The following is a 14,291-nucleotide window of genomic DNA, read 5'->3' as shown; positions in this document are numbered from 1 at the left end:
TCCTGCGTTCACAGCTGGCCGACATCGGTGACCCGGACGACCGCACGGCCCTCCGCGTCGGAGGCGGTGAGGTCGACCTGGGCGCTGACCCCCCAGTCGTGGTCGCCGTTCGGGTCGTCGAAGATCTGCCGGACCCGCCACAGTCCGTTGTCCGGTTCCTCGTCGATCAGCAGCAGCTTGGGACCGCGGGCGTCGGGGCCGGTGCCGAGTTCCTCGTACTCGTCCCAGTACTTGTCCATGGCCTCACCCCAGGCGCCGGCGTCCCAGCCGGCCTCGGCGTCCAGCTCGCCCAGCGCGTCCACCTGGTCCAGAGCGGCCAGTTCGACACGGCGGAACATGGCGTTGCGGACCAGGACACGGAAGGCGCGCGCGTTGGCGGTGACCGGCTTGACCTGGTCGGCCTTCTCCTGGGCCTCCTCGGCGGTCATCTCCGCGGGGTTGGCCAGCTGCTCCCACTCGTCCAGCAGACTCGAGTCGACCTGGCGCACCATCTCGCCCAGCCAGGCGATCAGATCCTGGAGATCCTCGGACTTCAGGTCGTCCGGGACGGTGTGCTCCAGGGCCTTGTAGGCGCTGGCCAGGTACCGCAGCACGATGCCCTCGGTCCGGGCCAGCTCGTAATGGGACACCAACTCGGTGAAGGACATGGCTCGTTCGTACATGTCCCGCACCACGGACTTCGGCGACAGCGGATGGTCACCGACCCACGGGTGGCTCTTGCGGTAGGTGTTGTACGCGTGGAAGAGCAGTTCCTCCAACGGCTTCGGGTACGTGATGTCCTGGAGGCGCTCCATGCGCTCCTCGTACTCGACACCGTCCGCCTTCATCAGGGCGACCGCCTCGCCGCGCGCCTTGTTCTGCTGGGCGGCGAGGATCTGGCGCGGGTCGTCCAGCGTGGACTCCACCACGGACACCATGTCGAGCGCATAGGACGGCGACTCGGGGTCCAGCAGCTCGAACGCGGCCAGCGCGAAGGTGGACAGCGGCTGGTTCAGCGCGAAGTCCTGCTGCAGATCCACGGTGAGCCGGACGATTCGCCCCTCGGCGTCCGGGCTGTCCAGCTTCTCGACGATGCCGCCGTCCAGCAGCGAACGGTAGATGGCGATCGCCCGCCGGATGTGCCGGAGCTGCTGCTTGCGCGGCTCGTGGTTGTCCTCGAGGAGACGGCGCATCGCCTCGAAGGCGTTGCCGGGCCGGGCGATCACCGACAGGAGCATCGTGTGCGTCACCCGGAAACGGGAGGTCAACGGCTCGGGATCGGAACCGATGAGCTTCTCGAAGGTCTGCTCCGACCAGGCGACGAACCCCTCCGGAGCCTTCTTGCGGACCACCTTGCGGCGCTTCTTCGGGTCGTCGCCCGCCTTGGCCAGCGCCTTCTCGTTCTCGACGACGTGCTCGGGGGCCTGCGCGACGACGAACCCCTCGGTGTCGAAGCCGGCCCGTCCGGCCCGGCCCGCGATCTGGTGGAACTCACGGGCCCGCAGCGTGCGCACCCGGTTCCCGTCGTACTTGGTCAGGGCGGTGAACAGCACCGTGCGGATCGGGACGTTGACCCCCACGCCCAGCGTGTCCGTACCGCAGATGACCTTCAGCAGACCGGCCTGTGCGAGCTTCTCCACCAGCCGCCGGTACTTGGGCAGCATGCCGGCGTGGTGCACGCCGATGCCGTGCCGCACGTAACGGGACAGGTTGCGGCCGAACTTGGTGGTGAAGCGGAAGTTGCCGATCAGGTCGGCGATCTTCTCCTTCTCCTCGCGCGTGCACATGTTGATGCTCATCAGCGCCTGCGCCCGCTCCACCGCCTGGGCCTGCGTGAAGTGCACGATGTACACCGGTGCCTGCCGGGCCGCCAGCAGGTCGGTGAGCGTCTCGGTGAGCGGTGTGTAGCGGTACTCGTAGGACAGCGGGACCGGCCGGGTCGCCGAACGGACCACCGACGTGGGGCGGCCGGTGCGGCGGGCGAGGTCCTTCTCGAAGAAGGAGACGTCGCCGAGCGTCGCCGACATCAGCACGAACTGTGCCTGGGGCAGTTCCAGCAGCGGAATCTGCCAGGCCCAGCCCCGGTCCTGCTCCGCGTAGAAGTGGAACTCGTCCATGACGACCTGGCCGACGTCGGCGCTCCCCCCGTCGCGCAGCGCGATCGACGCAAGCACCTCGGCGGTGCAGCAGATGACCGGGGCATCGGCGTTCACGGACGCGTCGCCGGTCAGCATGCCGACGTTCTCCGTACCGAAGATCTTGCACAGTTCGAAGAACTTCTCCGACACCAGCGCCTTGATCGGCGCGGTGTAGAAAGTGACCTCGTCCCGCGCCAGCGCGGCGAAGTGCGCGGCGGCCGCGATCATGCTCTTGCCCGAACCGGTGGGTGTCGAGACGATCACGTTCGCCCCGGAGACCACCTCGATCAGCGCCTCCTCCTGGTGGGGGTAGAGCGTGAGGCCGCGCTCCCCGGACCAGGACTCGAAGGCTTCGTACAGGGCGTCGGGGTCGGCGGTCGGTGGCAGCTGATCGATGAGGGTCACGCCCCCATCTTGCCTGCCGCCGGGCCCCGCGCGGGAATCGGATTCGGTTACGAAGATCGCGAACGCTACGCTGTGGCGCCGAAGGGGCGGCAGCGCGCCTGGTCAACCGGACAGCGGCACAGGAAGAACAGGGCGGGCAACGGGGATGATGGGACCAGCACACTCACTGTCGGGTGCCGCGGCATGGCTCGGAGTGGGCGCGGCGACGGCCGCCGCGGGGAAGCCGATGCCGTGGCCGGTGCTTCTGGTCGGCGCACTGATATGCGCCGGCGCCGCCCTCGCTCCGGACCTGGACCACAAGGCGGCGACGATCTCGCGGTCCTTCGGGCCGGTGTCCCGGCGGCTGTGCGAGATCGTCGACAAGCTCTCGTACGCCGTCTACAAGGCCACCCGGAAACCGGGCGACCCGCGCCGCTCCGGCGGCCACCGCACCCTCACCCACACGTGGCTGTGGGCGGTCCTGATCGGAGGGGGCGCGTCCGTCCTGGCGATCACGGGCGGCCGCTGGGCGGTACTGGCGCTCCTCTTCGTCCACATGGTGCTGGCCATCGAGGGCCTGCTGTGGCGGGCGACCCGGGGCGCCAGCAGCGAGGTCCTGGTGTGGCTGCTCGCCGCGACCAGCGCCTGGATCCTCGCCGACATTCTGGACCAGCCGGGCAACGGCGCCGACTGGCTGTTCACGGCACCGGGCCAGGAGTACCTGTGGCTGGGGCTGCCGATCGTCCTGGGAGCGCTGGTGCACGATGTCGGAGACGCCCTGACCATCTCCGGCTGCCCGATCCTGTGGCCCATACCGGTGGGCCGCAAGCGCTGGTACCCCCTCGGTCCGCCGAAGGCGATGCGGTTCCGGGCGGGCAGCTGGGTGGAGGTCAAGGTACTGATGCCAGGGTTCATGCTGCTCGGCGGCGTGGGCTGTGCGGCCGCCCTCAACCTGATCTGAGGCGCGGACGAAGGGGCCGTGCCCCTCGCCCTGCCGCAGGCGCGACCCGTTGGCCGCCGTCCTCGGCTCAGCCGGAGCTTTCACCGCCGTAGCGGCGCTCGAAGCGGGCGACGCGTCCTTCCGTGTCCACGGTCCGTGCCTTTCCCGTGGAGAAGGGGTGGCTCTCCGAGGAGATCTCCACCTCCACGACCGGATAGGTCTCTCCGTCGTCCCACTCGATCGTCTGCTCGCTGGTCGCCGTGGACCGGGTCAGGAACGCGTATCCGGCCGCCCGGTCGCGGAAGACGACGGGGTGGTAGTCGGGGTGCTTGTCCTGCTGCATGGATGCTCCTCGTGCGAGGTGGGCGATGCGTGCGGCGCGTGCCGGGTGACCGGCCCCGCCGGTTTGGACGACCGGAACGGCCTGGGTGAACCGGATCACCGGGACCGTTCGGGGGACGGACCAGTCGGCCGGCCGCGCCCGGCCGTATCGGCCGTCGTGGCCGGGAAGCAGTGGCGTCAGCCGGGCAGGTCGTCCTCGTCGACGACGTGCATGGCAGCCTCCTCGGCCGAGGCCGCCGCCCCGTCGATGCCGACGTCCGTGGCGACCAGGGCGGCCTCCTCGTCCTCGTGCGCCCCTTCGTCGGGAGCCACGAGCCGGCCGGAACGTGCGGTGCCGACCTCGTTGTCCAAGAGCTCGCCGTCGGTGCTCCCACTGTCGCCCAGCCCGTCACCGTCGAAGGCGGCGGCGGGCTCGGGCAGCTCCTCGGCGAGCCGCTGGTCCAGCGTCTCGCCCGCCCTGCGCTCCGACGCGGTCACCCCGCGGTGTTCCACGGCCCATGGCCGCTCGGGAGGGGACCAGCCCCGGTCGAGGGGATCGTCGACGCCGTCGTTCTCGAGAGTGTCCTCGGCGTCGAGCAGTCCGGCGTCGTCCTGGACCTCGGATCCGTCGGGCTGGTAGACATCGTCTCCCCAACCGCCGGCTCTGTTCACGGGGACCTCCAGGGGGTGGGGACGGGCCCGTTCCCGCCATGGGCCGCTGCGGGCCGCGCCTGTACGGGGCACTGGCATCACCCGCACCCCGGTTCCCCGGAGACTTGGGCGTCCCCCGAGCCGGTGCCTGACTCCACCCTTCCACCCTGATTCGGCTCCGCGCAACGGCACGGCCCGTACCTGGCGGCGCCCGGTCACGGACCGCACACCCGGCGAACCCGCGCCCGGGCCTGCCGCGCACCGCGGCTGGGGGGACCGGCCCCCGGGCACGGCCGCACGGCCCACCACACAGTCCCCCGCGCTGCGGGGGAAGCGGGCCGACCACGGCTGAGACCCGTGGTCCCGGCCTCGCGTGCCTGCTCGTCGAGCGGGCCGGGGCCGGGCGTCCGCCCCTCGTCCTCATGGCCGTCGCCGACCCCGCCCGGCTGCAGATCTTCCGCATCATCGAGCGTGCGCCGGCCGGCGAAGCCCGTGTGTGGGGGGCCTCGTCGACTGCCCGGGCTTCCGGCAGCCGGCCCCGAGCCATTGCCTGAAGATCACGCCGGATCCGGTGGCCGGCAGCCGGGCGACGCGGAACTCCCGACCGGGTGCGGCCGCGATACCGCAGCTCCGGATCCCTTCGGTGCCGATCCGCGGCGCAAGGGCCGGCCCTTTGACGTCGCCGCTCAGCCGAGGTGGTCGGCCGGCTCGCGTTCCGGCGCGGCCTTCGGCTTGGCGCCGACGATCGTCCGGACGACTTCTCCGCCCCTGTGGACGTTCATGGTCGGGACGGACATCACGCCTTCTCCATGAGCCCGGGGCCCTGGACACGGCTGGGGAAGCCGGGGAGGTTCTCGGCCTCGGTCGTGGTCGTCAGCGAGCCGCCGACGAAGACGGCGCCGCCGAAGACGAGGAGGTTCGGACCGGCGGAGGCGGTGGAGAGCGCGGCGGCGTAGCCCGCGGGGCCCGAGCCGATGACGACGACGTCGCGGACGTCCGTGGTGGTGCTCATGCCTGCGGCTCCGGGGCGATCTCCTCGATCAGGCCCTCGGCCAGCACCTTGATCTCGTCGCGGATGGGACGGACGGCCTCGACACCCTGGCCGGCCGGGTCCTCCAGCCGCCAGTCCAGATACCGCTTGCCGGGGAAGACGGGGCAGGTGTCGCCACAGCCCATGGTGATGCAGACGTCCGACTCCCTGACCGCGTCCACGGTGAGCATCTTCGGCACCTCGGCGGAGATGTCGATGCCGACCTCGCGCATGGCCTCGACGGCGGCCGGGTTGACGCCGGCCCCCGGGTTCGAGCCGGCGGAACGGACCTCGACGCGGTCCCCGGCCAGGTGGGTCAGCCATGCGGCGGCCATCTGCGAGCGGCCGGCGTTGTGGACACAGACGAACAGCACGGAGGGCTTGTCGGACATCAGGAGGTCTCTCTTGTCTCACGACGGCATCAGGTGCGAGTGACTTCAGCACCCAGTGGTGTCAGTCGCCACTGATGTGAGAGTGTCGGTCCATGATGACGTCAGTCGACACTGACCTGATCCGGGTTCTGGCCGACCCGCTCAGGCTTCGAATCGTGACCCTGCTCGCCAAGGAGACGCTCTGCACCACCCACCTGGTGGAGGAGACCGGTGCCCGGCAGACCAACCTCTCCAACCACCTGAGAGTGCTGCGCGAGGCCGGTGTCGTCGAGACGGAGCCGTGCGGCCGCTACACGTACTACAAGGTCCGGCCGGACGTCATCGCCTCGCTCGCCGGTGGGTTCGCCGACCTGGCCGAGTCCGCCCGCAACGCCGCCGACAACAAGAGGGCCTGCCCGTGACCCGCACCGAAGCACCCGCGACCACCGAGGAATCGTCGGCCGTCGCGAAGCTGTCGACACTCGACCGCTTCCTCGCCGTCTGGATCCTCGTCGCCATGGCCGTCGGGCTCGGCCTGGGCAGGGCCGTCCCGGGCCTGAACGACACCCTCGCCAAGGTCGAGATCGGCGGCATCTCCCTGCCGATCGCCATCGGCCTGCTGATCATGATGTACCCGGTCCTGGCCAAGGTCCGCTACGACAGGCTCGACGCCGTCACGGGCGACCGCAGGCTCATGGCCTCGTCGCTGGTGATCAACTGGACCGCCGGCCCGGCGGTGATGTTCGCCCTGGCCTGGATCTGTTTGCCGGATCTTCCCGAGTACCGCACCGGCCTGATCATCGTCGGCCTCGCCCGCTGCATCGCCATGGTCATCATCTGGAACGACCTCGCCTGCGGCGACCGTGAGGCGGCGGCCGTACTCGTCGCGCTGAACTCGGTCTTCCAGGTGTTGGCGTTCGGCCTGCTGGGCTGGTTCTACCTCGACCTGCTGCCCGGCTGGCTGGGCCTGGGCGACGGCGAGCACCTGGACATCTCGATGTGGAAGATCGCCCTGAACGTCGTCATCTTCCTCGGCGTGCCGCTGCTGGCCGGTTTCCTCACCCGCCGCCTCGGAGAGAAGAAGCTCGGCCGCGAGAAGTACGAGTCCGACTTCCTGCCGAGGATCGGCCCGTGGGCGCTGTACGGCCTGCTCTTCACGATCGTCGTCCTCTTCGCCCTGCAGGGCAAGAGCATCACCTCCCAGCCGCTGGACGTCGTGCGCATCGCGCTGCCGCTGCTGGTGTACTTCGCCGTGATGTGGGCCGGAACCTTCCTGCTGGGCAAGGCCATCGGCCTGGCCTACGACCGCACCGCCACGCTCGCCTTCACCGCCGCCGGCAACAACTTCGAGCTCGCCATCGCGGTCGCCATCGCCACCTTCGGCGTGACCAGCGGCCAGGCCCTGTCGGGAGTCGTCGGCCCGCTCATCGAGGTCCCGGTCCTGATCGGTCTCGTCCACGTGTCCCTGGCCTGGCGCAAGAAGTTCGCCCCGTCCGCTCTGACCACTGAGGGAAGGGGCCACTGATGCACCGCCCGGGCTGCCGCACACAGGGGACGACCGCCACGGCCCTCGGTGTCCGCCACGACCGCGCAGCCGCCGTCCGCCACGAGCACACGCCCGTCGCGAACCGTGTCGTGCACGGGGAAGCCGTGCGCCAGGGCTCCCGTCCCGGACGGCAGGGCGAGGTCGTGGCCCGCACCGTACGGTGCACCACGCGTGGGGCGGCGGCGCGGGCGGCATGACAGGGCACACCGACGTGGTGGTGATCGGCGGCGGCCAGGCAGGGCTCGCCGCCGGCTACCACCTGCGCCGCCAGGGCCTGGACTTCGTCGTCCTCGATGCCCGGGCCACCCCTGGCGGGGCCTGGCAGCACACCTGGGACTCGCTGCACCTGTTCTCCCCGGCCGCCTTCTCCTCCCTCCCCGGCCGCCTCATGCCGACGCAGCCGGGCGAGGAGTACCCCGACGCCGGACACGTGGTGGCGTACTTGAGCGACTACGAGAAGCGGTACGAGCTTCCCGTGCAGCGGCCGGTCCAGGTGCTCGGCGTGCACGACGACGGACGGCTGCTGCGAGTGGAGACCGACTCCGGCACCTGGCACGCACGCGCGGTGATCAGCGCGACCGGTACCTGGTGGCGCCCCTTCCTCCCCGCCGTCCCGGGCCGTGGGGACTTCGCGGGCCGGCAACTGCACACCGTCTCCTACCGCCGACCGCAGGACTTCGCGGGCCGACGCGTGATCGTCGTCGGGGCGGCAACTCCGGCGCGCAGATCGCCGCCGACCTCGCCCACGACACCGAACTGACCTGGGTGACCCGGCGTCCACCCCGCTTCCTCACCGACGACATCGACGGCCGCGCCCTGTTCGACGCGGCCACCGCCCGCCGCCGCGCCCTCGACGAAGGCCGCACCGACACCGGAGGCATCGCCTCACTGGGGGACATCGTCGCCGTACCGCCGGTGCGCGAGGCCCGGGACGCCGGACTGCTCAAGGCCTCGCCCCTGTTCGTACGCCTCGACCGCGACGGTGTCGTCCGGGCCGACGGTACGAGGACGCCCGCCGACGTGGTGATCTGGTGCACCGGCTTCCGGCCGGCCCTCTCGCACCTGCCACCCCTGGGCCTGCGCGGCCCGCGCGGCCGCATCGCCACCCGGGGCACCCGCTCCGTGGAGGAACCTCGGCTGCACCTCCTCGGTTACGGCGACTGGACGGGCCCCGCCTCCGCCACGCTCATCGGCGTCGGACGGCCGGCTCGCGACGCGGCCCGAGAGATCGCCGGGCTTCTCGGCGCCCGAGGACGACCCACCCGGCGCCGGCCCGACGTGCCGATCGTCTCCCGCACTTCGGCGGCGACGGACCGGGCCTCGCCTTCCGGCAGGGCCGCCGGCCCGTCCGGCCGGTCGGCGTGGCGTGCCGGGCGGTGAGCGCTGCCGCGGCCGAGGCCGGAGCGAGGACGGTGAACAGGTGGGGCAGCCGCCGAGTGGGACGGGCGCGGAGGCGGTCGTCGCGAGGGCGGCGAGAGTCCCGGACAGGCGGTCGTAGCCGTCGGCGCCCCATCGGTCGGTGATGGCGGTGGCCTGCGGGACAGGGGCAGGTCGCCGCGGACGATGCCGGCGGCGACGGCCGGCCCGTGTGTGCGACATCGCGGATGCCGGCGTCTGCCGGTCCGCGGCCGGCCGCCGTCCGGGGGAGCTCCGGGAACCGGGCCTGCCGCTGCCGGAGCGGCGCGGCACCCGGGTCCTCGCATGCGCTGCCAGGGGTTCACCGACGACGGGCGCGAGACGGTCCGCCGGGGGATCGCGAAGGGCCGCGGCGCTGCGCACCGGTTGGGGGCCGCGATCGACACCGGCCGGTTCACCCTGGACGAGCAGCCCGCCCGGCTCCTCAAGGACGGGTGCGGCCCGTGGACGACGGCGCCGCACCGCGAAGGACCGCTGCTAGGAGGCCTTGCTCAGGGCGGGATCGGTGCGCCAGACGGCGCCGAGTTCGGACAGTGGTATGCCGAGTACCTCGCTGAGCCGGACGACGGTGCCGAACGCGGGCGTCGGCAGCCGACCGGTCTCGATCTTGCGGAGGGTCTCCGGCGAGATCTCCGCCGCCGAGGCCACTTCGACGGGGCTGCGTCCGGCCCGGGCGGAGCGCAACGCGGCCCCGAGGCGTCGGCCCGCCTCGATCTGTTCGGGGGCGAGCGGATAGCGAACCATGCGCACATGCTAGAGCCGCAGGTGACCGGCGGCAACCACTCCCCCTGGTATAAATATACCTGTCAGTGCCCCGGGGAATCGAGGACCGCAGTGATCGAGCACAAATCTCCCAAAGACATCGAGCGTATGCACGTCACCGGACAGTTCGTCGGCCAGGTACTGGCCGAACTCGCCGACCTCGCCGCAGTAGGGGTCAACCTGCTGGACCTGGAGCATCACGCCCGCCGCCGGATCAAGGAACGCGGTGCGGAGTCCTGCTACTGGGACTACGAGCCCTCGTTCGGCAAGGGCCCGTTCCGCAACGTGGTGTGCCTCTCGGTCAATGACGCCGTGCTGCACGGACTGCCGCACAGCTACACGCTGCGCGACGGGGACCTGCTGACCATGGACATGGCGGTGGTCATCGACGGCTGGGCCGCGGACTCGGCCCACTCCGTGATCGTCGGCACCCCGGCCGAGGAGGACCTGCGGCTGATCGAGGCCACCGAGGTCGCCCTGGAAGCCGCGATCGAGGTCGCCCGGCCGGGCAACAGGCTCGGGGACATCTCGGCGGCCATCGGCGCGGTCGCCGCCGAGTACGGCTACCCGGTCAACCTGGAGTTCGGCGGTCACGGTATCGGCCGCACGATGCACGAGGACCTGCACATCCCCAACGACGGTCGTCCCGGCCGCGGTTGGAAGCTGCGTCCCGGCCTGACGATCGCGATCGAGCCCTGGTTCGCCGCCGGCACCAACAAGATCGTTTTCGACCCGGACGGCTGGACGATCCGCTCGGCCGACGGCTCGCGCACCGCTCATTCCGAGCACACGGTTGCCATCACCGAGACCGGCCCGCTCGTGCTCACCCGACGCCCTCAGGGCGATGAAGGGCTGGAGGACCAGCGGAAATCATCGGCGACCGGACGCTGACCTGGGCTTCGTCGAGGACGAAGCCCAGGTGGCCGACGACACGGCGACCGCTGCCATCGGCCGGGCACGAGCGGGGGATCCCCCGGCTGCGTGGTCTCACAGCCCCCGTCGGTGAGGGGCCCGTTCATGGGACGACGGGCAGGCACTCACCCGTGCTCACCCGTGCCAGGAGCGCCACAGTGCCGCGTACGCGCCGTCCGCCGCGACCAGTTCGTCGTGGCTGCCCAGCTCGCTGATGCAACCGTCCTCGACGACGGCGATGACGTCGGCGTCGTGTGCGGTGTGCAGGCGGTGGGCGATGGCGACGACGGTGCGGCCGTCGAGGACGCGGGCCAGTGAGCGTTCCAGGTGCCGGGCCGCGCGGGGGTCGAGCAGCGAGGTCGCCTCGTCCAGCACCAGCGTGTGAGGGTCGGCCAGGACCAGACGGGCCAGCGCGATCTGCTGTGCCTGGGCCGGGGTGAGCGCCAGCCCGCCCGAGCCGACCTCGCTGTCGAGGCCGTCGTCGAGCGCACGCGCCCAGCCGTCCGCGCCGACCGCGCCGAGCGCCGCCCACAACTCGGCGTCCTCGGCACCCGCCCGGGCGAGCCGCAGGTTGTCGCGCAGGGAACCCACGAAGACGTGGTGCTCCTGGTTGACCAGGGCCACATGGGTGCGGACGTCTTCGGCGGTCATCCGGGACAGCTCGGCGCTGCCCAGGGTCACCGTGCCGTCCCGGGGAGCGTAGATCCCGGCGAGCAGCCGTCCCAGGGTGGACTTGCCCGCGCCGGAGGGGCCGACCAGCGCCAGCCTGGTGCCGGGCGCGACCTCGAGCGACACCTTGCGCAGCACGTCGACACCCTCGCGGTAGCCGAAGTGCACCCGATCGGCCCGCACCTGGCGCCCGTCGGGGGCCAGGGCGGCGTCACCGGCGTCGGGCTCGATGTCCCGTACCCCGACCAGCCGGGCCAGCGACACCTGGGCCACCTGCAACTCGTCGTACCAGCGCAGGATCAGCCCCACCGGGTCGACGAGCATCTGTGCCAGCAGCGCTCCGGTCGTCAGCTGGCCGACGTCTGTCCAGCCCTGCAGGACGAAGACGCCACCGATCATCAGCACCGAGCCGAGCACGGTCACATGGGTGATGTTGACGACGGGGAAGAGCACAGACCGCAGCCACAGCGTGTAGCGCTCCCAGGCCGTCCACTCCCTGACCCGCTGGTCCGACAGCGTCACCCGGCGCTCGCTGAGGCGGTGCGCCTCGATGGTCCGCCCCGCGTCCACGGTCTCGGCGAGGGCCGCGGCCACGGCGGCGTACCCGGCGGCCTCGGAGCGGTACGCGGCCGGCGCCCGCCGGAAGTACCAGCGGCAGCCGGCCACCAGCAGCGGAACGGCGACCAGCACGGCCGGCGCCAGTTCGGGGGCCGTGACGACCAGGCCGCCCAGCAGCAGCACCGCCCACACCACGCCGATGGCCAGCTGGGGCACCGCCTCGCGCATCGCGTTGCCGAGCCGGTCGATGTCGGTCGTGATCCGGGACAGCAGGTCACCCGTCCCGGCCCGCTCCAGCACACCGGGCGGCAGCCCGACCGACCGCACCAGGAAGTCCTCACGCAGATCGGCCAGCATCCGCTCGCCGAGCATCGCCCCGCGCAGCCGCACCTGCCGCACGAACACCGCCTGGACGACCAGCGCCAGCACGAACAGTGCGGCGGTGGGACCCAGGTGGAGCTCCCGTGCGCGGTCCGAGACGCGCTCCACCAGGCCGCCCAGCAGATACGGGCCGACCATCGAGGAGATCACCGCGACGGTGTTCACCGTGATCAGGAGCACGAAGGCCCTGCGATGCCTGCGGAGGAGCTCGCCCACATAGGCGCGGACGGTGGCGGGCGCGCCCACGGGCAGGGTGCCTGCCGTGGTCGGGGCCGCCGGGTCGTAGGACGGTGGCGCCACGCCGATCATGCTGTCTCCTCGATCTCCACGAGCTGGTCCAGGCCGGCCAGGTCGTCCGTCCCGGCCGGTGCCCCGTTCCTCGTCCCGGTCTCCGTCTCCGTCCCGCGGGTCACCACGGCCCGGTACCGGGGCTCGGTACGCACCAGCTCGCGGTGGCCGCCGACGGCCACGACCGTTCCGTCGTGCAGGAAGACCACCTGGTCCGCCCGGTCCAGCAGCAGGGGCGACGAGGTGAGGACCACGGTCGTACGGCCCGACCGCAGCCCTCGCAGACCCTCGGCGATCCGGGCCTCGGTGTGCGAGTCGACGGCGGAGGTCGGCTCGTCCAGGACGAGGACCTCCGGGTCGGTGACCAGCGACCGGGCCAGTGACAGCCGCTGCCGCTGGCCGCCGGAGAGGGACCGTCCGCGCTCGGTGAGCTGTGCGTCCATCGGGTCCGCGGCGTCGAGTGAACCCTGCACCAGCGCCGCCAGCACGTCCCCGCACTGCGCGGCGTCCAGCGCCTCGCGTGCCGGGACGGCCCCGGACGCGGGCACGTCGAGCAGTTCGCGCAGCGTGCCGGACAGCAGTACCGGATCCTTGTCCTGGACGAGGACGCAGCCGCGCGCGGAGTCCAGCGGCAGCTCGTCGAGCGGCACGCCGCCGAGCAGCACCGAGCCGTCCCGCTCGGTGTGCGTGGTGTGCGCCGCGTGCCCGCCGAGCCGCTCGGCGAGGTGTCCCGCCGCGTCCGGATCCCCGCACACCACCGCGGTGAGCCGGCCCGCCGGGGCGAGCAGACCGGTCGCCGGATCGTACAGGTCGCCGGAAGGCAGCTCGGGGCCGCGCGTACCGGAGGTGTCCGTGGCCCGTTCCAGTGACAGCACCCGTGCAGCCCGCTTGGCCGACGGCCGGGAGAAGGAGTAGGCCATCGCGATCTCCTCGAAGTGGCGCAGAGGGTATGCGAGCAGCATCACCGAGCTGTAGACGGTGACCAGTTCACCCACGGTGATCCGCCCCTGACGGGCCAGGTGAACTCCGTAGCAGACCACGGTGATCAGCAGAAGTCCCGGCAGCAGCACCTGGATCGCGGCGATCAGGGACCACATCCGGGCACTGCGCACGGCGGCGTGGCGGACTTCCTGGGACGCGCGGCGGTAGCGGTCCAGGAACAGCTCCTCGCCTCCGATGCCGCGCAGCACACGCAGTCCGGCGACGGTGTCCGAGGCGAGTTCCGTGGCCCGGCCGGCCTTCTCCCGCTGGACGTCGGCCCGCCGGGTGGCGCGGGGCAGCAGCGGCAGGACCGCGAGCGCCAGCAGGGGCAGGCCCACGACGACGACCACACCGAGCGCGGGCTGGTAGAGAACCAGGCCGACGCAGACCAGCACGATGGTGACCAGGGCCGCGGTGAACCGGGACAGGGCCTCGACGAACCAGCCGATCTTCTCGACGTCACCGGTGGAGACGGCCACGACCTCACCGGCCGCGACGCGCCGGGTCAGTGCGGAACCCAGGGTCGCGGCCCTACGGGCCAGCAACTGCTGGACACGGGCGGCCGCGGTGATCCAGTTGGTGACCGCGGCCCGGTGCAGGAAGGTGTCGCCGATCGCGTTGCCCGCGCAGGCCAGGGCCATGAGTCCGCCGGCCAGGGCGAGCCGGGTGCCGGAACGGTCGACGGCGGCCTGGACGCCGATGCCCACACAGAACGGGAGCGAGGCGACGGAGGCGAAGTGGAGCAGTCCCCAGGCCAGGGACTTGAGCTGGCCCGGCAGCTGGTTCCGAAAGAGCCACCGCAGGAATCGAGGGCCCGAGCGGGCGTCGGGCACGCCCGGGTCGGGATACGGAAGGTCTTGGATCTGCATGACGTCCCAGGGGCTCGCGGAGGCGGGGCCGCGCGCCGTCCTCGGACGGCGGCGACAGCAAACCGTGACAGGTTGACGCCGTTTCGTGCCGTAAA

11 protein-coding genes and 4 pseudogenes are annotated in these 14,291 nt (G+C 71.8%); 6 read left to right on the top strand and 9 right to left on the bottom strand.

Going from position 1 to position 14,291, the window contains the following annotated elements; genetic code table 11:
- Window positions 1-8: 8 nt before the first annotated feature.
- Window positions 9-2,522, bottom strand: a complete 2,514-nt coding sequence (locus tag TU30_RS14375; protein ID WP_042169557.1) for an RNA helicase — start codon at window positions 2,520-2,522, stop codon at window positions 9-11.
- A 145-nt stretch (window positions 2,523-2,667) separates the two neighbouring features.
- On the opposite strand from TU30_RS14375, the gene TU30_RS14370 reads away from it, so the two are divergent.
- Window positions 2,668-3,462, top strand: a complete 795-nt coding sequence (locus tag TU30_RS14370; RefSeq protein WP_042169555.1) for a metal-dependent hydrolase — start codon at window positions 2,668-2,670, stop codon at window positions 3,460-3,462.
- 67 nt (window positions 3,463-3,529) lie between these two features.
- Here TU30_RS14370 and TU30_RS14365 read toward each other — a convergent pair whose 3' ends face one another.
- The 5 genes and pseudogenes from TU30_RS14365 to TU30_RS14345 form a co-directional block, all read right to left on the bottom strand.
- Window positions 3,530-3,784, bottom strand: coding sequence for a type B 50S ribosomal protein L31 (locus TU30_RS14365; protein WP_042169554.1), 255 nt, complete (start codon window positions 3,782-3,784; stop codon window positions 3,530-3,532).
- A gap of 176 nt (window positions 3,785-3,960) precedes the next feature.
- Entirely contained in the window at window positions 3,961-4,434 is a 474-nt protein-coding gene (locus TU30_RS14360; protein ID WP_042169552.1) for a DUF5709 domain-containing protein, read from the bottom strand.
- Window positions 4,435-5,099: 665 nt separating this feature from the next.
- Window positions 5,100-5,216: pseudogene (locus TU30_RS14355) on the bottom strand (thiol reductase thioredoxin); the annotation flags it as partial.
- A gap of 2 nt (window positions 5,217-5,218) precedes the next feature.
- Window positions 5,219-5,425 (bottom strand): annotated as a pseudogene (locus tag TU30_RS14350) (FAD-dependent oxidoreductase); the annotation flags it as partial.
- Entirely contained in the window at window positions 5,422-5,835 is a 414-nt protein-coding gene (locus TU30_RS14345; RefSeq protein ID WP_042169546.1) for an arsenate reductase ArsC, read from the bottom strand. The pseudogene TU30_RS14350 and the gene TU30_RS14345, both read right to left, overlap by 4 nt.
- 92 nt (window positions 5,836-5,927) lie before the next feature.
- On the opposite strand from TU30_RS14345, the gene TU30_RS14340 reads away from it, so the two are divergent.
- The 4 genes and pseudogenes from TU30_RS14340 to TU30_RS38290 form a co-directional block, all read left to right on the top strand.
- Complete coding sequence (locus tag TU30_RS14340) at window positions 5,928-6,236, top strand: helix-turn-helix transcriptional regulator (protein WP_042169542.1); 309 nt, start codon at window positions 5,928-5,930, stop codon at window positions 6,234-6,236.
- Window positions 6,233-7,339, top strand: coding sequence for an ACR3 family arsenite efflux transporter (arsB, locus tag TU30_RS14335; RefSeq protein ID WP_042169539.1), 1,107 nt, complete (start codon window positions 6,233-6,235; stop codon window positions 7,337-7,339). The genes TU30_RS14340 and arsB overlap by 4 nt, the downstream gene beginning before the upstream one ends.
- Window positions 7,340-7,553: 214 nt before the next feature.
- Window positions 7,554-8,602, top strand: a pseudogene (locus TU30_RS14325) (ArsO family NAD(P)H-dependent flavin-containing monooxygenase); the annotation flags it as partial.
- A 321-nt stretch (window positions 8,603-8,923) separates the two neighbouring features.
- Window positions 8,924-9,193 (top strand): annotated as a pseudogene (locus tag TU30_RS38290) (DUF6192 family protein); the annotation flags it as partial.
- Between the two features lie 60 nt (window positions 9,194-9,253).
- On the opposite strand, the gene TU30_RS14320 reads toward TU30_RS38290, so the two are convergent.
- Window positions 9,254-9,520 (bottom strand): helix-turn-helix domain-containing protein, encoded by a 267-nt coding sequence (locus tag TU30_RS14320; RefSeq protein ID WP_042169827.1) that lies wholly within the window; start codon window positions 9,518-9,520, stop codon window positions 9,254-9,256.
- Between the two features lie 90 nt (window positions 9,521-9,610).
- Between TU30_RS14320 and map the strand changes: the two genes are divergently transcribed.
- A complete protein-coding gene (map, locus tag TU30_RS14315) occupies window positions 9,611-10,429 on the top strand; it encodes a type I methionyl aminopeptidase (protein ID WP_042169535.1) in 819 nt (272 codons plus the stop codon).
- A 156-nt stretch (window positions 10,430-10,585) separates the two neighbouring features.
- Here map and TU30_RS14310 read toward each other — a convergent pair whose 3' ends face one another.
- Both TU30_RS14310 and TU30_RS14305 read right to left on the bottom strand, forming a co-directional pair.
- Window positions 10,586-12,367, bottom strand: coding sequence for an ABC transporter ATP-binding protein (locus TU30_RS14310; RefSeq protein WP_042169533.1), 1,782 nt, complete (start codon window positions 12,365-12,367; stop codon window positions 10,586-10,588).
- Window positions 12,364-14,196: an ABC transporter ATP-binding protein gene (locus TU30_RS14305; protein ID WP_042169529.1), complete on the bottom strand. Its 1,833-nt coding sequence runs from the start codon at window positions 14,194-14,196 to the stop codon at window positions 12,364-12,366. The genes TU30_RS14310 and TU30_RS14305 overlap by 4 nt, the downstream gene beginning before the upstream one ends.
- Between the last annotated feature and the right edge of the window lie 95 nt (window positions 14,197-14,291).

The organism is Streptomyces sp. NBRC 110035, assembly GCF_000829695.1.
In the GTDB taxonomy this organism is placed as follows: Bacteria; Actinomycetota; Actinomycetes; order Streptomycetales; family Streptomycetaceae; genus Streptomyces.
Note: the sequence above shows the minus strand (reverse complement) of the source record. Positions and strands in the feature narration are given on the sequence as shown.